This is a genomic window from Acidimicrobiia bacterium, from assembly GCA_040878325.1.
Classification (GTDB): domain Bacteria; phylum Actinomycetota; class Acidimicrobiia; order Spongiisociales; family UBA11373; genus JAUYIV01.
The window spans coordinates 112,123-130,939 of sequence record JBBDMM010000018.1 but is presented as its reverse complement, the minus strand read 5'-3'; the positions used below and the strand labels follow the sequence as shown (position 1 = coordinate 130,939).

Sequence of the window (18,817 nt, the reverse complement as noted above, 5' to 3'; positions counted from 1 at the left end):
AAGGACATGATTGTGCATATCAAAGTGCTCGGCGCCGGATGCGCCAGCTGTCACACCCTCGAGGACCGGACCAACGAAGCGCTCACCCAACTGGGCGCGGACGGGACAGTGGAGATGGTCACCGATTACATCCAGATCGCCGGATACGGCGTGATGAGCACCCCCGCCCTCGTCGTCGACGATCGGGTGGTGTTCAGTGGACGGGTGCCCAAGGTGGCGGAACTCATGACGATCCTCGCCGGAACCGGGTCGTGACCTCGGCACACCCCGTCGAGGAGCAGGCGGTTCTCGCCCGCCTGTCGGTGCTGGATCGGTTCCTGCCGGCGTGGATCCTCCTCGCCATGGCGATGGGAATCGGCCTCGGGCGGCTGTTCCCCGCGCTGAATGACGCGCTGGACACGATCAAGATCGGTTCGGTGTCGCTGCCGATCGCCCTCGGGCTGCTGGCGATGATGTACCCCGTGCTGGCCAAGGTGCGGTACTCGAAGGTGACCGAGGTGGCCGCCGACCGGCAGATGCTCACCCTCTCCCTGGTACTCAACTGGGTGATCGGCCCCGCTTTGATGTTCACCCTCGCCTGGCTGCTCCTGCCCGACCTGCCCGAGTACCGCACCGGGCTGATCATCATCGGACTGGCCCGCTGCATCGCCATGGTGCTCATCTGGAACGACCTCGCCTGCGGAGACCGGGAAGCCGCGGTGGTGCTGGTGGCTCTCAACTCGATCTTCCAGATCGTCGCCTACTCGCTGCTCGGCTACTTCTACCTTCAGCTGCTCCCCACCTGGCTGGGTCTCGACACCGACACGCTCGATGTGTCGCTGTGGGAAATCGCCCGCATCGTGCTCATCTTCCTAGGCATCCCCCTGGTAGCCGGGTGGCTCACGCGGGTATGGGGCGAGCGGGCCAAAGGGGTCGAGTGGTACGAGGAGCGCTTCATCCCTCGCATCGCACCCTGGGCCCTCTACGGGTTGCTGTTCACCATCGTGGTGCTCTTCGCCCTCCAGGGCGAGACGATCACCGCCAAGCCTTTCGATGTCGCCCGCATCGCTCTGCCACTGCTCATCTACTTCTTCGTGATGTGGGTGGTGTCGTTCGCCATCGGATTGCGGATGCGGATCGAATACCCCCGCAACGCTTCGATCGCCTTCACCGCGGCGTCCAACAACTTCGAACTGGCGATCGCGGTGGCCATCGGCGTCTACGGGGTCACCTCGGGTCAGGCGCTCGCCGGGGTGGTCGGCCCATTGATCGAGGTGCCGGTCCTGGTCGGGCTCGTCTACGTCGCCCTGTGGGCACGCCATCGCTTCTACCCGGCGAGCGCCGAGAGCGAATCCGATCGGGAACCGGAGTCATCTGGAAGAGTCGGGCGCCAGCGGTAACGTCGCCGGGTGCGGGTGCCCAGCCTCAAGTGAATGTCCTCCTGGTCGAGCCGTACTTCGTCGGGTCGCATCGAGCCTGGGCGGAGGGTTACGCCGCCCACTCGAATCACGAGGTTCGGCTGGTCACCCACCCGGGGCGATGGTGGAAATGGAGGGTCCGGGGGGCGGCGCTGACACTTGCCGGGTCGCTCGCCGAACTCGACGGTTGGCGGCCCGATGTGGTGCTTGCCTCCGACATGATCGACCTGCCCCAGTTCCGCTTCTTCGCCCGGCCACACCTCGGTGATCCCCCGACGGTCCTCTACTTCCACGAATCGCAGCTCACCTACCCCCCACCCGCCGAGAGCGAGCCCGACCTTTCCTACGCGGTGACCAACTGGCTGTCGGCAGTCGCCGCCGATCGGGTGCTGTTCAACTCGGATTACCACTTCGAGGTGTTCTTCGACCAGCTTCCCCGGCTGCTCCGCAACTTCCCCGACCTGACCCACGACCACCTGATCGGCGAGGTCGCCGCCCGCAGCGAAGTGCTGCCGGTAGGGGTCGACCTGTCCTGGATCGGCGACCGGGCGCCTCGGGAAAGACCGCCCCGGATCCTGTGGAACCACCGCTGGGACCACGACAAGGACGCCGACGCCTTCGCCGCCGCAATCGAGGCGCTGATCGACGATGGAGCCGACTTTGAGCTGGTGCTGCTGGGCGCCCGGCCGCCCAACCCGCCGCCCGCCCTGATCCGGCTGCGCCAGGTCGCCGGCGACCGGATCGTCTACGACGGGGAGGCACCCCTCGACCAGTACCGGAGCCTGGTGGCCGGCTCGGATGTGGTGGTGTCCACCGCCCGGCAGGAGTTCTTCGGGGTCTCCGTGGTCGAAGCGATCGCCGCCGGATGCCGGCCGGTGCTGCCCCATCGGCTCTCCTACCCCTGGATCGTTCCTCCCGAGTACCACGACACCGTGCTCTACAGCGAGGACGGGTTGGTCGACGCGCTGAAGACGGCGCTCGCCGAACCGATCGCCCCGCATGGGCTGGCTGCCGCCATGGCCCGCTTCTCCTGGGACAGGCTGGCCCCGGAGTACGACCGGGTGATGGAGTCGGTTGCTCCGCGTCGGTGAGGCGCGATCGGACCCTACACCGCCCGGCGTAACTCTCCCGCCAGGTCGCCCTTGGGTCCCACTTCGATCTCGCCGAGACCCAACCACCGCGCCATCTCGGCCAGTTCGATCGCCAACTCCCGCGCCACTCGCTTGGCATCCTGGCCCGTTTCGAGAAACGCTCCCGGTATCCGCAACACGCCGGCTTTGCGATCGGCCTTGAGGTCGACCCGGGCGACCAGGTCGTCGCCGAGGAGGAACGGGAACACGTAGTACCCGAAGGTTCGCTTCGGAGCGGGGACATAGATCTCGATCCGGTACTGGAACCCGTGGAGTCGTTCGAGGCGATCGCGATTCCAGGCGTAGGTATCGAAGGGGTTGATCAGGGTCCGGGCGTCGACCGAGCGGGGGATCCGGGTCGCCGGGTCGATGTAGGCCGGCTCCTTCCAGCCCTCGACTTCAACTTCGACGATCGAGCCCTTGTCGACGAGTTCTGCGAGCAGCGGCCTTCCGGTCGCCGGCCTAATCCAGTAGTAGTCGACGATGTCCCGGGCGGTCCCCACCGCCAACGACCGGGTGGCGTTCACCAACAACTGCTTCTGAGCCTCACGCGGCTCCAGGGTCTTCGCGCCGCGATGCTGCTCCGGCACCACCCGTTCGATGATGTCGTAGTACCGGGTGAAATTGTTGCGGTGGGAAACTGCCACCTTCCCCGCGCCGAACAGGTGCTCGAGGGCCACCTTGCCGTCGGCCCATCCCCACCAGGGACCGCCCCGGTCGCCCGGTTCGTCCAGGTCGGACGCGGTCAGCGGCCCCCGCTCGGCCACCTGGCGGTACACGTCCTCGATGGGGCAGAACGACGCCATCCGCCCCCAGTACTCGAAGATGCGCCGCTCGTCGAGTGCCCGCCACAACAACCCGGTGTCGTAGGGGCCGAGTCGGGAGAACAGGGTGAGATGGTGGGCCCGCTCGACGACGTTCACCGAGTCGATCTGCAGCACCCCGGCGGTGCGGATCGCCCTGGTCAGGTGACTGAGGTTGGGTGACTTGGGGCGCGGCGCGGCCAGTCCCTGGGCGGCGAGGGCGGCCCGCCGGGCCTGGACCACGGTGAGGCGCCTCACTCTCCGGTGAAGTTCGGTGGGCGCTTCTCGAAGAAGGCGGCGATCGCCTCGGCGAAGTCCTTGGTGCGGAACATCGGCAGCAGTTGGAGCAACGCCCGCTGCACATGCTCGGAGTACTCGTCGGTGCGCCCGGCCCGCATCAGGCGCTTGGCGGCTCGAACCGCCTGAGGCGGCATCGCCACCACCTGCGCCGCCAGCTCGGCTGCCCGCGCCTTGGCCCCGTCCGAATCCTCAGCCAACTCCGAGACAATCCCGGCGGCGAACGCCTGGTCGCCGCTCATGTCCTCGCCGAGGAAGTAGAAGCGGGCCGCCTGCTCCCATCCGGCGAGCCGGGGCAGCAGCCAGGTGTCACCGCTCTCGGGGAGCAGATTGCGCTTGGTGGCGGGGACGAAGCGGGCGGTGCGGGCCATCACCCGGATGTCGGCGTTGATCGCCAGGCCCACGGCGTATCCGGCAGCGGCGCCGTTCACCGCGGCGATCACCGGCACCTCGAGTTGCTGGAGGATCACCGCCGGGGAGCGTTGAGGTTCGAAGGTGAACGCCACTTCGTCGAGACGGTCGATCTGGTTCGCCGCCTCGGCAAAGTCGAGACCGGCGGAGAAGGCATCGCCCGACCCGGTGAGGACGATGCAGCGCACCTCACGATCAGCCGCAGCCTGATTGAGCAGATCGCCGAGCAGGTCGAACATGTCGACCGTGAAGGCGTTCTTCTTCTCGGGCCGGTTAATGGTGATGGTGGCGACATGGTCGGCCACTGAGTACAGGACGTCGGGCACGGGTCGGTAGCCTACCGCCATGATCCGCCGCCTCCTGGCGCCGATTCGCACCGTATTTGCCCTCACCGTCGTCGCCCTGACGACGATCATCCTCGGCACCTACATCATCGTCCTGCTCAAGATCCGCCCCCGCACCCGGCAGGTAACCCGGCTGATGCGGGTTTGGGGCGGAGTGTTCCTCGCCGTTACCGGCACCCGTGCCACGGTGGAGGGGCTCGAGAAGATCGACCCGGCGGCGTCGTATGTGTTCACCGGCAACCACATCTCCAACATCGACGTCCCGGTGATCGCCCGCCACCTCCCGGTGCCGATCCGATTCCTCGCCAAGAAAGAGCTGTTCCGGGTGCCGGTTCTCGGCGGGGCGATGAAGGCGATCCACATCGTCCGCACCGACCGCCAGGCGGGCACCGCCGCCCACCGGTCGATCAACGAGCAGGTGACCCAGGTGGTCGCGGCCGGGCTATCGCTGGTGATCTACCCCGAGGGAACCCGGTCGAAGGATGCCGAGATGAAGGCCTTCAAGAAGGGGGCGTTCCGCATCGCCATCGACAACGGGCTGCCGGTGGTGCCGATGACCATTACCGGGGCCGAGAAGGTGTGGCGTCCCGGCGGCAAGCTCATCTACGGCGGGAACGTGCGGCTGGTCATCCACGATCCGATCCCCACCACGGCGATAGGACCCGGGGACATCGACGGACTACGCGACCAGGTGCGGGAGGTCGTCGCCGCCACCTACGAGCAGATCAGGACCTGACCGCCACCGTCACGTTGTCGAGGGCGACCCGCATGCCGTCCTCGGTGTCGACCGGCCGGTCCACCCGTTCTGACCGCTCCACCGAAAGGGTCTTCGCCACCACCGCGGCGACCTCGTCGGCGGTGAACAGCACCGCCGGGTCCTGGGGTCCGCCGTATCCGTCGACGAGGTTGCTCGAATCGTGCCCGATCACCACCAGGCGGCCTCCGTCGCACACCGCGGCAGCGGCGTTGCGCCACACGCTCGCTCGATGCTCCGCCGGGATCTGCAGGTAGACGATCAGGACCAGGTTGGCTGTCGCCTTGGCCGGTTCCCAGGCGAGCAGGTCCGCCTCCATGAAGCTGACCTCGGATGTCACCCCGCGCGCCTCGGCCAGGGTGCGGCCCTTCTCCAGGGCGACCTTCGACCAGTCGAGCACCGTCACCCGCCACCCTTGTTCGGCGAGCCACACGGCGTTGCGTCCCTCACCGCCGGCGAGGTCGAGTGCGGTACCCGGCTCCAGTCCTGATGCGATCTCCACCAGAAACCGATTGGGCTCGGCGGTCCACAGCAGTTCCTTGTCGCGGTAACGCTCGTCCCAGGCGTGGCGATCCATAAGGCAAAGGGTAACGGGCGTGCGCCCAGCGGCCCTGCGCTGTTGCGATACCAGCCCTGCCGGCCACATACCCTTCCGAGGGATGAACGACGACCGAGAGTGGCTCGAGGCCATGTGGAACCAGCACGCCGGGAAGATCTATGCCTATGCCGCCCGCCGGGTCGGCCGTGATGCGGCCGATGACGTCGTCGCCGACACCTTTGTCGTGGCGTGGAGGAACCGAGGGAGCCGACCCTCGCGTGAGCTCCCCTGGCTCTACGGCGTGGCGCGGCGGGTCATCGGCGACCGAAGGCGATCGGGCGATCGTTTCCAGGGTCTCGTGGATCGTCTGACCACTGGTTCAGGGTCGCTCCACAACCCCGACCCGGACGCGCGGCTCGCCGCCAGGGCTGCCCTCGACGCGCTCAGCGAGGATGACCGCGAGGTGCTCCTGCTGGCGGCCTGGGAAGGGCTCGACGCCGGTGACGCGGCGCGTGCTCTCGGAGTGTCCTCCCCCTCCTACCGCATGCGTCTGTCGCGGGCGAGACGCCGTCTCGCCAAGGCGATGGCCGCCCAATCCGGAGAGGAAACTCCATGAAGCGCCGCATCGACCTCGATCACCTGAACCCGGTTTCCGGGGATCAGGGCGACCGATGGGTGCGTTCGCCGGCTGGCACGCGCGCTCGTGACCGCACCCTTGCGAGCACCGAAGTAGCCGTGGGCGCCGAACCCGCGACCCCGGTAACGAGGGGGCTTGCCCGCTATCTAATACCGGCGGCGGCTTTGGCGCTGGTGGCGGCAACGGTCGTCTTCGTCAGGGACGGCGGCCCCTGGCCGGTCACGGGTGGCGAATGCCCGGTGACCTTCGCCACCCCGCCGTACCTGGTCCCACCCGAGCCGTGGCCCGCGACCCCGCCCGGCGAGGTTCCTATCCACGAGGGCCACTGGTACGGCACGGAGGATCTCTGGACGGTCATCCCGTCCACTGGTGCGGCGATATACGCCCCGGGCGACAAGCTCTTCTACTGGAGCAGGCACTTCAGGACGGCGTCTCACGACTTCGCGGCACCCGAGCTCATAGTCACGGCGGTTCGGCTCGACGGGGACGCCCCGACCGCGACCGCTTCCCGGGCCAACAACGGAGGCCGTGCAGACACCGGGACCTTCATGGTGACCGGGTTGGTGCTTCCCACTCCAGGCTGCTGGGAGATCACCGCCGAGTATCGGGGCGCCCTGCTCTCTCACATCGTCTGGGTGGCAGAATCCTCCTAATTCTGTTCAAGATTCTGGGAGGAACGTGCCGATGACGCCCCCATGCTCCAGAATCAGGAACGGAGGGTCATCACACTCAAATACGCCGGCCGTTGCGCGGATTGTGATCACCCGATGGAAGTGGGGACCAAGGCGCATTGGGATCCGGCGGCGAGCACCGTCCGCTGCATCGTGTGTCCAGCACCGGTGGCGGACCCATTCGATCTCGTGCCCATCGATCGGATCCGCCGCGGCGTAGCGGGTCGATCGGCCGGAGCGGAGGCGGTCAAGCGAGGCGAGCGACGGGGCCAGACCTGGCGAAAGGGAGAGGAGGGCGAGATCGTCCTCGGCGGCCTGCTCGACCGCAAACGCGAAGCCGATCGGGACATCGAGACCCTCCATGACCGCATCATCCCCGGCTCCAAGAGGAACATCGACCACATCGTGGTAGCGGCAAGCGGCGTGTTTGTCATCAACGCCAAGAAATGGTCAGGGACGATCGAGATCAAGGCGCCGTTCCTGGAGAAGAAGCGGCTTATTGTCGGGGGCCGCAATCGTAAGGAGGACCTCGAAAAGGCCGGCGAGGAGGGCAAGATCGTAAAGGCCAGCCTCGAGTATGAAGTTCCGGTGCGGAGTGTGCTCTGCTTCGTAGAAGGCGATTGGGCCAGCCTGTTTCGGACGGAATGGGTCAACGGAGTCTTGGTGGCGTCACCGCGCGGACTCATCAAGCGACTCGGAAAGAAGGGTCCGATGGCGGCGGGGGGGCGGGAGCTGATCGCCGACCAGCTCGCCAGAGCCTTCCCTGAGTTCTGATCGAATTCAGGGCTCCACGAGGATCGCCCCAGGCGCTGCTGAAACGAAGGATGCGTCCGTGGTGATGATCGGCAGGTTCAGCCGTTCGGAAAGCGCCGCATACAGCGCGTCGGTTAGCCGAAGGTTATGACGTCGCGACCACGCTTCCCCGACCAGAGAGTCGAGTGGATGTCGCTGAACGGGCGATGCCGCCAGCGACCTCAACCGTGCGGTCGCCGCCTTCGCCGAGATGGCGCCGGCGCGATGCAGCCGTCCGATCGCAGACAGCACCTCTGCATCGAAATGGCCCGGGGCGTGGAGCACTCGACCCCTCGTATGGTCACGAATCGCCTGTGAGGTTCTGGCGCCGACGAGCACGTCAACCATCGCCGACGCGTCCATGATCAATCCCTCAGCCACGGCCCCGCTCGAGGTCGTCTTTGGCGCCCGCAACGGCGTCCCTGACCAGTACGGGGTCGATGTCAAGGGGACTCAGCCGGGCCATCGCATCGAACCAATCGTCGGTGGCCGATGCCGCCAGGGCCGAGCGAACTGCCTCCTGGGCGAGACCCGAGATATTGAGCCCCGACGCCTTGGCGGCTCGGGCTAGATCATCCGGGAAGTAGATGTTGAGGCGCGCCATGCGCATACTGTACACACACTCTCGTAACCATCAGGATCGTCTCACGACCTCGCTGTCGGTACTAGAGGTCCGGCCAGGCGCTGACCCGCTCAGTTGCCCCGAGTCATCCGCGATGCCGCCAGACGGCCCAACGCCCGTCGGCTGCCGCGGTTGGCGGCCAATGCTTCCATCACGACTTCCCGCTCGAGGCGAACCACGGTGGTCGGGACGGTTGCCACCACCGTGGCATTCCGGGGGGCGTCGGTGAGCAAGGCGATCTCCCCGAACACGTCGCCGGTTTCGAGGGACCGCAACTCCGCACCGTCTCGCACTATCGACACCACGCCATCACCGATCACATACATCTCCGTGCTCTGCTCACCCTGGGTCAGAATCGCCGTGCCGGCGGCAACCGTCATCAGGCGGCCGCCTCGGGCGAGACGCTCGATCATCGGCGGAGCAAGCGGAGCGAACATGGTCGCCCCCCGCAGGATCTCGAGCACCCTCATTGGCACCTCGAACGAGGCGTCGGCGCGGCGGAGGCTGCCCCACCGCCTGACGACGACCACGAAGAACAGGAGCCCGAAGACGCCGAACGCTCCCTCGCCACCGACGCGGTCGATCACAAAGGGGGAGGTCATCGACCCCAGCGCGAGGCCGATGAGCATGGCCCCTTCGAGTCGCCCGAAGGCGGCTCCCAGGCCTCTCATCGGAGCGGTCCGCTGGAGCAGCGTGCGATTGGCGACCTCGGCCACCGAATACCCGAGACCCAGCACTCCGATCAGCAATGGGGCAACTGGAACCACGGAGATCAGGGCCATCGCAGTGGCGGCAACAGCCGCCCCGAGGACCAGAGCGGGGCCCAACCTCTTCGCCCCTACCAGCGAGGCCGCCACGACGCTGCCGAGCACGCCCCCAAGACCCAACGCGGCGTTGAGGTAGCCGGCGCCGGCGTCGCCGAGCGCCAGTATGTCGAGAGCGAGTACGACGATGAGGACGTCGCTGGCCCCGGCGATGACTCCCAACATCGCGCCGATGAGGATGGGGGTGGCCACACGAGTGGTCGGCTCGTCGTCGACCAGTTCCGAAAGCCGGTCCCCCGATGTCCCAGCGGAAGAGTCGTCGTCGGGTATCCGCAAGGACACGATGATCGCCACACCAAACGCCATCAAGACGGCGCTCGCCAACACGGCGAATCCGGGCGACGCCAGCGCCATGATCAGACCGGCCATGCCGGGCCCGAGGAGAGTGCCCATGGCATCGGCAGAGGTGGAGACGACGTTGGCCGCCACCAGGTCCTCGGGTTCGTCGACGAGACGGGGAACGATGCTGAAGTGGGCGGGGCGACCCATGGCGATCACGACAGTCGCCAGCATCGACATGCCCACGACGACCGGGAGGGCAAGGCCGACCAGCATCGCCACGGCGGTGGCGGCCAGCAGCACCGTGACCGCACCGTACGCAACCCGGAGCACGGCGCCGCGACGGATGCGATCCAGCCGTGAGGCGAGCACGGGGGCGAGCAGCGCAGCCGGAACGAGCTGCACGACGGCCACGATCGCCACCGTCGTGGCATCGCCCTCCGACATGGCGTAGACGAGGACGGCCACCCAGGCGGCGAACTCGACGCTGCAGAAGGCGAGGTAGGCAAGCAGCGTCCGCCGCAGCCCGCCGTGGCCGGCCACCCGGTTGAAGGCGGCCCGGCGCGCCGAGGTGCCCTGCCGCTCCAATCTCATCGGGCCATGGGGCGACGCACCCGCCCGGGGAGGAGCAACAACGTAAGGCTGTGGGCCACGAATCGGAGGCTACCTGGGCAACGTCCTCGGCGAGCCGGATGCTGTGACGGTGTCGGAAGGTACCGTCCCTTCCGATGACCGAGCCCGCCGAACTCACCGACCGGATCACGGGCCTCGGTGCGCTCGCAACGCGCGACCCGGCGAGCGCCCGTCGCGAGCTCGCTGCATTGCGAGCCCGATGGCAGGACCAGCCTGAGGACTTCACGCCCGACTCCATCGCCCGGCTGCGCCAGGTCGGCGCACAACTCCAATCGACGATCAGCGACGACCTCGACGCCGCCCTCCGGGAAGTCTTCGGATTCTCCGAGTTTCGGCCTGGCCAGCGGGAGATCATCTCCGCCCTGCTCATCGGCCGCGACTGCATCGGGATCATGCCGACCGGCGCCGGTAAGTCGCTCACCTTTCAACTGACCGCCCGGCTGCTCGGCGGGACCACCCTGGTGATCTCTCCGCTGATCGCGCTGATGAAGGACCAGGTCGATGGGTTGGACGAGGTGGGGATGCGGGCGACCTTCCTCAACTCCAGCCTCGAACCGGAGGAACGGCGGCAGCGGGTCGACCGCATGCGTCGGGGCGAGTACGAGTTGGTGTACGCCGCCCCGGAAGGGATCGACGCCTCGGTGGGCGCCGCCCTCGAAGGGGTCGACCTGCGGCTCATCGCCGTCGACGAGGCGCACTGCATCAGCCAGTGGGGCCACGACTTCCGCCCGTCCTATCGCAATCTGCGCGGGTTGAAGGGCCGGTTCGGCGTCCCGGTGCTCGCCCTCACCGCCACCGCCACCGCCGAGGTCACCCGCGACATCGTCGACCAACTCGGGTTGGAGGATCCGCTGATGCTGCGGGGCTCCTTCTTCCGCCCCAACCTGAACCTCCACGTCGTCAAGAAGGGTGAACAGCCCGACGGCAAGAAGGTGAACACGCGCAGTGCGATCGGACAGATCTGCAAGGACCGGAAGGGCGAGAGCGGCATCGTGTACACCCTGTCACGCAAGGCGGCCGAGTCGACCGCCGACTACCTCCGCAAGCAGGGCGTCCCCGCACTCGCCTATCACGCCGGGATGTCGTCGGATGACCGCACCCGCGTGCAGGACGCCTTCATCCGCGACGAGGTGGGGGTGGTGTGCGCCACCGTGGCCTTCGGGATGGGGATCGACAAGTCGAACATCCGCTTCGTGATCCACCGCGACATGCCGGCGTCGGTCGAGTCGTACTACCAGGAGATCGGCCGGGCGGGACGGGACGGACTGCCCAGCGACTGCGTGCTCTTCTACTCGTGGTCCGACGTGATCGGCCGGGAACGCCTCTGGGCGGGCGAGGCCGGCGCCGACCTGCGCAGCGAGCAGATCCGCCGGATGTACCACTGGGCGGAGAATCCCCGCTGCCGCTGGCGCAATCTGGTCGGCTACTTCGGCGAGACGATCGACCAGTGCGACGACTCGTGCGACTCGTGCCGGGGATCGACTCTCGATGTGACCACCAAGAAGGACCAACGCGCGGCGAGGAACGTCAAAGCGGGAGTAGCCGACGACCCGTTGTTCAACCGCCTCCGCGAACTTCGCAAGCAACTCGCCGACAAACGAGGCGTTCCCGCGTATGTGATCTTCAGTGACGCCACCCTGAGAGACATGGTCGCCCGGAGACCGCAATCGAGATCCGAGTTGCTCGAAGTCAGCGGGGTAGGCCCGATGAAACTCGAGTCGTATGGGGAGGCGTTCCTGGAGGTGCTGGGCGATTAGCGAGAAGCACGAGGACCTCACCTTCCCGACGTCTCCCTCCGGCTTCCGGGGGGAGTACCCCGAAGGGGGGAGGGGGGGCGGCTGACCCTGCGAGAGGGACTGGACCCGGTTCTTGAAGAAGTCGTCCGACCGCCCGCTGTCTCCGCCGCCCCCTCCGTCACCGCCGAAGACGGCGGCGCCACCTCCCCCGTCGAAGACGACGGAGGAGGACGCTCTTCTTATCTCCTCCGGGTTCCGGGAGGAGATAAGACTCTTCTCTTCTTTCTTGCCAATCGCCAATCGCCAATCGCCTGGCCGCCGAAGGCGGCCGCTAGTCATACACCCCCACCAACCAACACCTCTCTTCCCTCACCTCGCACAGGAAGGCGCCGGCGGAGGTGACGATCTGATAGCGGTCGGCGGCGGGCTCACCTTCCCACCACTTGCCGGTCCGGCGCCAGGGGCCGGCCCAGCCGAGGACCGGCTCCCAGCGGCTCCCCAGGCGGACCCTGGTGGGGAAGCCGTCTTCCCATTCGACTTCGAAGGGCCGCGGGTCGGGGGGCACCAGGGCGGGTGAGGGCTGGGACAGCCTTCCCGGCCAGGGGGCCTTCGGGTCCCGCGCCTCGGCGCCCGGCGGTTCGCCCCATCGGTACCAGTGGACCCGCTCCCCCGGGTCGCGTCCTCCTTGGGGCATCGCCTGGAGCACCGCGTCGGGGCCGATCAGCCCCTGGGCCCGGCTGAGGGCCCGGCGGGCATCATCCTCGGAGGCGGCGTCCTCCCCCAGTTTGAGTTGCCGACCGAGGTCGGACAGGTCGGCGGGGGCCAAGCGGATCCGGATGATCCCCCCGGGCACCCCGCCCGATTCGATCCACGCCCTGATCTGCCACCGGACCCGCTCGGCCAGTTCCGCTTCGGAGAACGGATGGGCACTCCGCCAGGTGCGGGTGCGCAGCTCCCCCAGGGCCGACTCGGCCTCCACCTCCACCCGGTGGGGCATCCCCCCGGTGGGCGCCACCGCCTCGAGGAGCCTCCCCGCCAGCCCCCGGGCCGCGAACGATGCCCGCTCGAAGTCCTCGAGTGGATGCTCGAAGACCTCTTCCACCGCGATCTCTTCGCCGATCCGTCGCGGCTCGACCGGACGATCCTCCCCGCTGGCGATGCGGTGGGCATCCAATCCGATCGGCCCGAATCGGGAGGCGATGGCGGCGCGGGGCAGGGAGGCGAGGTCTCCGAGGGTGCCTACTCCCAACCACCGGAAGGTGGCGACCAGATCGTCCGCCCCCAGGGTGGCGACATCCAGCCCGGCGAGGAAGGCGGCGGTGTCGACGACGATCAGGGGCTCCTCTACTGCAGCCTCGGCGGCCAGCCGGGCGGCGAAAGGCCCGTCGGCCAGTCCGAAGCGGCCCCCTGGCGCCATCGCCTCCACCGCCGCCACCATCTTCCCCACCAGAGCATCCTCGGACCCGTAGTAGTGGACTGCCCCGGCGGCGGGCACGAACACCAGGCCGGGGGCAGCCAACTCCATCCGGGGCACCACGGCTTCGATGGCAACGGCCACCGGCTCGAAGGCCACCGCCTCGGCGCCGGGGTCGGCCACGAGGGTGACCGCATTGGGACAGAGCGCCTCCGCCTCGCGACGACGCATGCCGGTGCGGACCCCGGCGTCGACGGCATCGGCGGTGGCCGCCACCACCATCCCCTTGTCGTCGACGACCTGGCAGGGCCTATCCGGCGGCGAGTCCGGACGGCGCAACGGCCAGTCCGGGAACCAGACGCACAGCGTGCGTGCCATCGTCCTCCATCTCCACTACCCGCTCGATGCCCCGAGCCCCCTTGCCCGAGGCGAGCAGGGTGAGGTGGCGCCGCAGCAGGGCGCCATGGCCGCGGTCCACCCCCTCCCAACGGACCGCCGTCGCCTCGATCCGCAGATGGAGCACTCCGGCAGGGAGGTCACCCGAAACCGGGCGAAGCAGCAATGCCGCCCGCCGCGCCCGTGACAGGGCGGCGAGGCGACGCAGGTCGGCCTCAGCGGTGCCCACGGGCACTTCGGCGAAGACGACGGGAAAGCCTTCGAGGAGGGAAGCGGTGACCTGCCGCCATGCCCGACGATCGGGGCAGCGAACCATCACCAGCCGCTCGGGGTCGACCCCCACCTCCCAGGCGGCCACCGGGCACAACCAGCCCCGGACATCGACCACGGCGACCATCCCGGTGAGGGAAGGGGCGGCGAGCAGGCTCAGGCCGAGACGGGTGAGCCCAAAACCGGCGGGCCCCACCAGGCCGAGCACCCGGCCGGGCTCTGCCTGGATGGCGAAGGGCGCGGCCGGTTCGTGAGAAGGGGCACTTGTTGCGCCGGCGAGGAGAAGAGATGCCCGGTCCAAGGGCACTCGATCTTACCGAACATATGTTCGATGCGCAATGCAATGCGCGATGCGCGATGCGCACCGCGACAGAGCGCCTTATGGGATGCGAAAGGCGAAGAGCGAAAGGCAGAACCCGACTAGCGCGCCTCTTGCTGGAGGATGGAGGCTGGGGGCTATCCCCCCATGTCCTCCACGATCTGTTCGAGTTCGCTCTCCCGATCGCTCGCCTGGTCGGCGACCTCTTGGGACCGCTCGACATTTCCGGTGATGAGCCCGTCGTCCTGCCCTGCGGGCACCGACGGATCACCCCCACCGCCACACGCGGTGACGATCAGGAAGCAGGCGATGAATGAACGAACCTTCATCCCCCCACATCGGCATTTCGCCCGAAAGAATTGACCTGGTCACCCATAAAGAAGCGGTTGGGACCCCGTAAGACCCCAACCGCTTCTGGGCTAATCGCCAGATCGCGGGGCGGCCGTTGGCCGCCTTGCTACTTCCCGCTTTCGAACTCCTCTTCGAAGGAGACGACCGAACGGCCGGGCTTCTCGGCGGGGGCGGCGGCCGGCTTGCGGTCGCCTCCCCGGCTGCCGCTGCGGTCTCCGCCGCGGTCACGGCTTCCCCGATCGCGGCTGGCGCCGCCATCGCGGTTGCCACGATCGCTGCTGCCGCCGCCGCTGGCGCCGTCGCGGCCGCCGCGGGGGGCGCGGTCGGGGGTCCGGTCGCGCTCGCCGCGGTCGCTGTTGCCCGGTTCGGGGGCCGAGTTGTCGTCGTCGTCGCCCGAGGGAACCTCGGCGCCGGCGACGTCGAGGCTTACCTTGCCCCGGTCGTCGATCTCACGGACCACGACCTGGACCTTGTCACCCAGCGAGTACACGTCCTCGACGTTGTCGATCCGCTTGTTGCCGCCGATCTTCGAGATGTGCAGCAGCCCGTCCCTGCCCGGCAGGATGTTGACGAAAGCACCGAACTTGGTGATGTTCACCACTTCGCCCTCGTACTCCTTGCCGACCACGGCCTCGGGCGGGAAGGCGATCGCCAACACCCAGTCCTTGGCCTTCTGCAGCGACTCTCCGTCGGTTGCGCCGATACGCACCGTGCCGTCGTCGTCGATCTCGAGCGTGGCACCGGTCTTCTCTTCGATCTCGCGGATGACCTTGCCCTTGGGGCCGATGATCTCGCCGAGCTTGTCCTTGGGCACCTGCACCGCCTCGATACGCGGGGCGTTGGCGCTCAACTCCGCCCTCGGCTTCGAGATGACCTTGTTCATCTCACCGAGGATGTGGAGCCGGGCGGTCCGTGCCTGGTCGAGAGCCTGCGACAGCACCTCCGCCGGCAGCGACTCGATCTTGGTGTCGAGCTGCAGGGCGGTGATGACGTCGGCAGTGCCGGCCACCTTGAAGTCCATGTCGCCAAGGGCGTCCTCGGCACCGAGGATGTCGGTGAGCGTCACGAAGTTGCCGTCGTGGGCGATGAGGCCCATCGCCACCCCGGCGACCGCGGCCTTCACCGGCACGCCCGCATCCATCAGCGAGAGGCTCGAACCACAGACCGAGGCCATCGACGACGACCCGTTGCTCGACAGCACCTCGGATACGAGGCGGAAGGCGTAGGGGAACTCGTCTGCCGTCGGCACGATCGGATGGACCGCCTTCTCGGCCAGGGCCCCGTGGCCCACCTCCCGCCGCTTGGGGCCGCGCATGAAGCCGACCTCGCCGGTGGAGAAGGGCGGGAAGTTGTAGTGGTGCATGTACCGCTTCCTCTCCTCCATCGAGATGGTGTCGAGCAACTGCTCCATCCGGAGCATGCCGACCGTTGTCACGTTGAGCACCTGGGTCTCACCGCGCTGGAAGAGCGCCGACCCATGGGCCCGCGACACCAACCCGGTGTCGACGACGATCGGACGGACATCACCGATGCCGCGACCGTCGAGCCGGATGCCATCGTCGATAACGCGCTGGCGCATCACCTTCTTGGCGACCGACTTGAAGGCCCGCTTGGCGGCGCCGAAATCGTCGTCGCCCTCGGCGAGGCCGGCCTCGGCCAGCACCGCGACGAGGGTTTCGTCCTCGGCCGTGTTGCGGTCTTGCTTGCCCTCGATCCGGTACACCTCGGAAAGGCGTGCCTTGGCGAGGGTTTCGATGCGGCCGTAGAGCTCGTCGGAGTAGTCGGTGACGACCGGCCACTCCATCTCGGGGATCTCCACCTGCGAGCGCAGCTCGATCTGGGCATCGAGCAGAGCGGCGATGTACGCCTTGCTCTCCTCGAGCCCGCGGGCGACCGCAGCCTCATCGGTGGGCGCCTGGCCATCTTCGATGAAGCGGAGGGCGTTTTCTGTTGCCCCCGCTTCCACCATCGCGATGTCCACGTTGCCTTCGGCATTGCGCTTGCCGGCGACGACCAGGTCGAAGACCGCCTCATTCAGCTGCTCGAACGACGGCATCGGAATCCACTCGCCGTGCAAGTACGCCAAGCGCACTGCGGCGATCGGCCCCTCGAACGGAATCGGGCTGACCATCAGCGCCGCCGAGGCCGCATTCAGGGCGATCACGTCATAAGGGTTGACCTCGTCGACCGACATGATCGTGGCGACGATGTGCGTCTCAGATCGATACCCCTCGCGAAACGACGGGCGCAGCGGCCGGTCGATGAGGCGGCAGGTGAGGACCGCCCGGTCGGTGGGACGGCCTTCACGGCGGAAGAACGACCCGGGGATCTTCCCGGCGGCATACATGCGCTCCTCGACATCGACGGTGAGGGGGAAGAAGTCGACCCCTTCACGAAGACGCCGGTTGGCGACTGCGGTGGCGAGGATTTCTGTTCCCCCCGCCTTGGCGACCACGGCACCGTCGGCCTGAAGGGCCAACCGTCCGGTGGTGAACTCGATCTCGACCGCACCGACTGTGGTGCGTGCGGATACTTCGGACACGCTCTCTCTTTTCTGTTGTGGAGAGCGGGCCGTCAATTACCAGTGGTCACGCCTCGATACGTGTCGAGGGGTGGCAACTAGCAACTGACGAGGCCGCCCTCCGTCATTCTGTGCCCCCCATGCAACCACGAAACCCGACCCAAAGGCGAGATTTCAGCGGCGCAGACCCAGACGGGCGATGATGTCGCGATAGCGCTCGACGTCCTGCCTACGCAGGTAGTCGAGCAGCCGGCGACGCTGGCCCACCATCATCAGGAGACCACGGCGGCTGTGATGGTCCTTGGTGTGGACCTTCAGATGCTCGGTGAGATGATTGATCTTCTCGGTGAGCAGCGCCACCTGGACCTCGGGCGCACCCGTGTCCGTGGCGTGTTTGCCGTGCTCGGCGACGATGGTCTTGGTGTCTTTCATGGGAAAGCGCTGGAGGAGAACTCCTCTAGCGACATGAACTGTAACAGACGTACGAGGGGGTCCATTCCGTCGAACGCGATACGCAATGCGCAATGCGCAATGCGCAATGCGCGACGCCACTAAAGGCTTCCTCGGGGCCGGCCGCCGCATTTCTTGCGGATGCCGGAAGCCGAAGGCGAGCCTGCACCTAGATCGGCCATATCCCTCGATGGGCTCGCGCGGCTACTGGCTGGCGCCAGACCGGGTAGCGGAAGGGCTCGTGGCGGGGTAGTTCGCACGATCCGGGGTCCCACATCTCTGCGACCAGGCACCGGGCCACCTCCGGGTCGTCGAGAACGGCATGATGCGCCTGGGAGATCCGGGCTGGCAGGCCGAACGGGTTGCGCCACAGCTGGTCCCAGAGCCCTGGCCCCTCGTCGACGGCGTTGTAGATGCGCAGCGCCTCGGGAAAGTCCGAGAAGGACGTCACCCCCGCGCGGGGATTACGAACGACCACCACGTCGACCCCGGATGCGTCGCCGAGGTTGTCCCGGGCGTCCTCGCACCCGACCCAGATGAAGTCGCAGCGCACCGGGTCGTAGCCTCCGTCGTCGGGGACCGATCCCCAGAAACGCCCGGCGCTCTGCGCCCAGCCGAGCGATCCCGCCGCCAGCGGGGGGTCGAGCAGGGCGGCGCCGGTGACCGAATCATTCGGCCCATACGCCCCGTCGTCCCAGGCGGCGATCAAGTGGGCGACGGTGGCGCCTCCCTTGCTGAACCCGACCAGGTAGATCGGCCGCCCCTCTTCAGCCACCGCATCGAGATACGAGTTGAGGGACGAGGCGGCGTCTCTGACAGGGAGGTGCTGCGACGCCATCTCTGCATCTGGCCATCCTCCGGCGAGCCGGTAGTCGAAGAAGCGGGCGTCCTCGGGGTCGATCCCCATCAGGTCGACCAGGTCGTCGAACACCTGCTGGCCCGGACCGTGACCGTGACCCGGGACGAAGACCACGAGGTTCTCCTCGGGTGCCTCCAGCATCAGGGCCGCCCCCGGCCCCTCCCGCCGGGAAAGCAACAGGCCGAGCATCGCCCCCATCCCGATGGCGGCGGGAACGATGGGGTTCGTTGGACGGTCGCCGGCGGGCACCGCCGGCTCCTCCGCCGGGGGCCTGGTGTCGGTCGGCACCACCGGCTGCTCCCCCTCGGTGAGACCCAGGCCACCCAGCCACAGGGAGGCCACCAGCAAAGAGACCACGGTGCCCCTTCC

Annotated in this window: 20 protein-coding genes; 8 read left to right on the top strand and 12 right to left on the bottom strand. The window is 67.7% G+C overall.

Annotation, left to right across the window (positions count from 1 at the left end):
- Positions 1 to 6: 6 nt before the first annotated feature.
- The 3 genes from WD184_10905 to WD184_10895 are packed head-to-tail and all read left to right on the top strand — an operon-like array spanning position 7 to position 2,488.
- Positions 7 to 255 (top strand): thioredoxin family protein, encoded by a 249-nt coding sequence (locus WD184_10905; GenBank protein MEX0827246.1) that lies wholly within the window; start codon positions 7 to 9, stop codon positions 253 to 255.
- The gene (gene arsB / locus WD184_10900; protein MEX0827245.1) at positions 252 to 1,379 is read left to right on the top strand and encodes an ACR3 family arsenite efflux transporter; all 1,128 of its coding nucleotides are present in this window, start codon (positions 252 to 254) and stop codon (positions 1,377 to 1,379) included. Before WD184_10905 ends, arsB begins: the two co-directional genes overlap by 4 nt.
- Positions 1,380 to 1,408: 29 nt before the next feature.
- The gene (locus WD184_10895) at positions 1,409 to 2,488 is read left to right on the top strand and encodes a DUF3524 domain-containing protein (protein ID MEX0827244.1); all 1,080 of its coding nucleotides are present in this window, start codon (positions 1,409 to 1,411) and stop codon (positions 2,486 to 2,488) included.
- Positions 2,489 to 2,502: 14 nt separating this feature from the next.
- Here the strand turns inward: WD184_10895 and WD184_10890 are convergent, their stop codons facing one another.
- Together WD184_10890 and WD184_10885 are read right to left on the bottom strand one after the other, a co-directional pair.
- Complete coding sequence (locus WD184_10890) at positions 2,503 to 3,588, bottom strand: crosslink repair DNA glycosylase YcaQ family protein (GenBank protein ID MEX0827243.1); 1,086 nt, start codon at positions 3,586 to 3,588, stop codon at positions 2,503 to 2,505.
- Positions 3,585 to 4,385, bottom strand: coding sequence for an enoyl-CoA hydratase-related protein (locus WD184_10885; GenBank protein MEX0827242.1), 801 nt, complete (start codon positions 4,383 to 4,385; stop codon positions 3,585 to 3,587). The genes WD184_10890 and WD184_10885 overlap by 4 nt, the downstream gene beginning before the upstream one ends.
- Here WD184_10885 and WD184_10880 point away from each other — a divergent pair.
- Positions 4,384 to 5,118 (top strand): lysophospholipid acyltransferase family protein, encoded by a 735-nt coding sequence (locus WD184_10880; protein ID MEX0827241.1) that lies wholly within the window; start codon positions 4,384 to 4,386, stop codon positions 5,116 to 5,118. The two genes, WD184_10885 and WD184_10880, sit on opposite strands and share 2 nt — an antisense overlap.
- Here the strand turns inward: WD184_10880 and WD184_10875 are convergent.
- Positions 5,108 to 5,713 (bottom strand): class I SAM-dependent methyltransferase, encoded by a 606-nt coding sequence (locus WD184_10875; GenBank protein MEX0827240.1) that lies wholly within the window; start codon positions 5,711 to 5,713, stop codon positions 5,108 to 5,110. The two genes, WD184_10880 and WD184_10875, sit on opposite strands and share 11 nt — an antisense overlap.
- Before the next feature lie 82 nt (positions 5,714 to 5,795).
- Between WD184_10875 and WD184_10870 the strand changes: the two genes are divergently transcribed.
- The 3 genes from WD184_10870 to WD184_10860 all read left to right on the top strand — a co-directional run bounded on the left by WD184_10870 (position 5,796) and on the right by WD184_10860 (position 7,756).
- The gene (locus WD184_10870; protein ID MEX0827239.1) at positions 5,796 to 6,290 is read left to right on the top strand and encodes an RNA polymerase sigma factor; all 495 of its coding nucleotides are present in this window, start codon (positions 5,796 to 5,798) and stop codon (positions 6,288 to 6,290) included.
- Positions 6,287 to 6,964, top strand: coding sequence for a hypothetical protein (locus WD184_10865; GenBank protein ID MEX0827238.1), 678 nt, complete (start codon positions 6,287 to 6,289; stop codon positions 6,962 to 6,964). The genes WD184_10870 and WD184_10865 overlap by 4 nt, the downstream gene beginning before the upstream one ends.
- Before the next feature lie 114 nt (positions 6,965 to 7,078).
- Positions 7,079 to 7,756, top strand: a complete 678-nt coding sequence (locus WD184_10860; protein ID MEX0827237.1) for a nuclease-related domain-containing protein — start codon at positions 7,079 to 7,081, stop codon at positions 7,754 to 7,756.
- A 6-nt stretch (positions 7,757 to 7,762) separates the two neighbouring features.
- Here the strand turns inward: WD184_10860 and WD184_10855 are convergent, their stop codons facing one another.
- The 3 genes from WD184_10855 to WD184_10845 form a co-directional block, all read right to left on the bottom strand.
- On the bottom strand, positions 7,763 to 8,137 hold the full coding sequence (locus WD184_10855; protein MEX0827236.1) for a type II toxin-antitoxin system VapC family toxin: 375 nt from the start codon (positions 8,135 to 8,137) through the stop codon (positions 7,763 to 7,765).
- Between the two features lie 10 nt (positions 8,138 to 8,147).
- Complete coding sequence (locus WD184_10850; protein ID MEX0827235.1) at positions 8,148 to 8,378, bottom strand: type II toxin-antitoxin system CcdA family antitoxin; 231 nt, start codon at positions 8,376 to 8,378, stop codon at positions 8,148 to 8,150.
- An 89-nt stretch (positions 8,379 to 8,467) separates the two neighbouring features.
- Positions 8,468 to 10,093, bottom strand: a complete 1,626-nt coding sequence (locus WD184_10845; protein MEX0827234.1) for an MFS transporter — start codon at positions 10,091 to 10,093, stop codon at positions 8,468 to 8,470.
- 134 nt (positions 10,094 to 10,227) lie between these two features.
- Between WD184_10845 and WD184_10840 the strand changes: the two genes are divergently transcribed.
- Positions 10,228 to 11,889, top strand: a complete 1,662-nt coding sequence (locus WD184_10840) for an ATP-dependent DNA helicase RecQ (protein ID MEX0827233.1) — start codon at positions 10,228 to 10,230, stop codon at positions 11,887 to 11,889.
- 310 nt (positions 11,890 to 12,199) lie between these two features.
- On the opposite strand, the gene WD184_10835 is transcribed toward WD184_10840, so the two are convergent.
- The 6 genes from WD184_10835 to WD184_10810 all read right to left on the bottom strand — a co-directional run bounded on the left by WD184_10835 (position 12,200) and on the right by WD184_10810 (position 18,796).
- Positions 12,200 to 13,660 carry a DNA polymerase Y family protein gene (locus WD184_10835; protein ID MEX0827232.1) on the bottom strand — a complete coding sequence of 487 codons (1,461 nt, stop codon included), beginning with the start codon at positions 13,658 to 13,660 and terminating at the stop codon, positions 12,200 to 12,202.
- Complete coding sequence (locus WD184_10830) at positions 13,593 to 14,249, bottom strand: hypothetical protein (GenBank protein ID MEX0827231.1); 657 nt, start codon at positions 14,247 to 14,249, stop codon at positions 13,593 to 13,595. Before WD184_10830 ends, WD184_10835 begins: the two co-directional genes overlap by 68 nt.
- Before the next feature lie 155 nt (positions 14,250 to 14,404).
- Positions 14,405 to 14,596: a hypothetical protein gene (locus WD184_10825; protein ID MEX0827230.1), complete on the bottom strand. Its 192-nt coding sequence runs from the start codon at positions 14,594 to 14,596 to the stop codon at positions 14,405 to 14,407.
- 128 nt (positions 14,597 to 14,724) lie between these two features.
- A complete protein-coding gene (locus tag WD184_10820; GenBank protein MEX0827229.1) occupies positions 14,725 to 17,160 on the bottom strand; it encodes a polyribonucleotide nucleotidyltransferase in 2,436 nt (811 codons plus the stop codon).
- A 153-nt stretch (positions 17,161 to 17,313) separates the two neighbouring features.
- A complete protein-coding gene (rpsO, locus tag WD184_10815) occupies positions 17,314 to 17,571 on the bottom strand; it encodes a 30S ribosomal protein S15 (GenBank protein MEX0827228.1) in 258 nt (85 codons plus the stop codon).
- 187 nt (positions 17,572 to 17,758) lie between these two features.
- Positions 17,759 to 18,796, bottom strand: coding sequence for a hypothetical protein (locus tag WD184_10810; protein MEX0827227.1), 1,038 nt, complete (start codon positions 18,794 to 18,796; stop codon positions 17,759 to 17,761).
- Positions 18,797 to 18,817: the final 21 nt, after the last annotated feature.

Excerpts from the sequence above, each read along its gene's own strand:
- WD184_10850 (MEX0827235.1), bottom strand. The coding sequence starts at position 8,378 with ATGGCGCGCCTCAACATCTACTTCCCGGATGATCTAGCCCGAGCCGCC.
- WD184_10905 (MEX0827246.1), top strand. The coding sequence starts at position 7 with ATGATTGTGCATATCAAAGTGCTCGGCGCCGGATGCGCCAGCTGTCAC.
- WD184_10880 (MEX0827241.1), top strand. The coding sequence starts at position 4,384 with ATGATCCGCCGCCTCCTGGCGCCGATTCGCACCGTATTTGCCCTCACC.
- WD184_10870 (MEX0827239.1), top strand. The coding sequence starts at position 5,796 with ATGAACGACGACCGAGAGTGGCTCGAGGCCATGTGGAACCAGCACGCC.
- WD184_10865 (MEX0827238.1), top strand. The coding sequence starts at position 6,287 with ATGAAGCGCCGCATCGACCTCGATCACCTGAACCCGGTTTCCGGGGAT.
- WD184_10835 (MEX0827232.1), bottom strand. The coding sequence starts at position 13,660 with ATGGCACGCACGCTGTGCGTCTGGTTCCCGGACTGGCCGTTGCGCCGT.
- WD184_10840 (MEX0827233.1), top strand. The coding sequence starts at position 10,228 with ATGACCGAGCCCGCCGAACTCACCGACCGGATCACGGGCCTCGGTGCG.
- WD184_10825 (MEX0827230.1), bottom strand. The coding sequence starts at position 14,596 with ATGAAGGTTCGTTCATTCATCGCCTGCTTCCTGATCGTCACCGCGTGT.
- WD184_10855 (MEX0827236.1), bottom strand. The coding sequence starts at position 8,137 with ATGGACGCGTCGGCGATGGTTGACGTGCTCGTCGGCGCCAGAACCTCA.
- WD184_10875 (MEX0827240.1), bottom strand. The coding sequence starts at position 5,713 with ATGGATCGCCACGCCTGGGACGAGCGTTACCGCGACAAGGAACTGCTG.
- WD184_10885 (MEX0827242.1), bottom strand. The coding sequence starts at position 4,385 with ATGGCGGTAGGCTACCGACCCGTGCCCGACGTCCTGTACTCAGTGGCC.
- rpsO (MEX0827228.1), bottom strand. The coding sequence starts at position 17,571 with ATGAAAGACACCAAGACCATCGTCGCCGAGCACGGCAAACACGCCACG.
- WD184_10860 (MEX0827237.1), top strand. The coding sequence starts at position 7,079 with ATGGAAGTGGGGACCAAGGCGCATTGGGATCCGGCGGCGAGCACCGTC.
- WD184_10845 (MEX0827234.1), bottom strand. The coding sequence starts at position 10,093 with ATGAGATTGGAGCGGCAGGGCACCTCGGCGCGCCGGGCCGCCTTCAAC.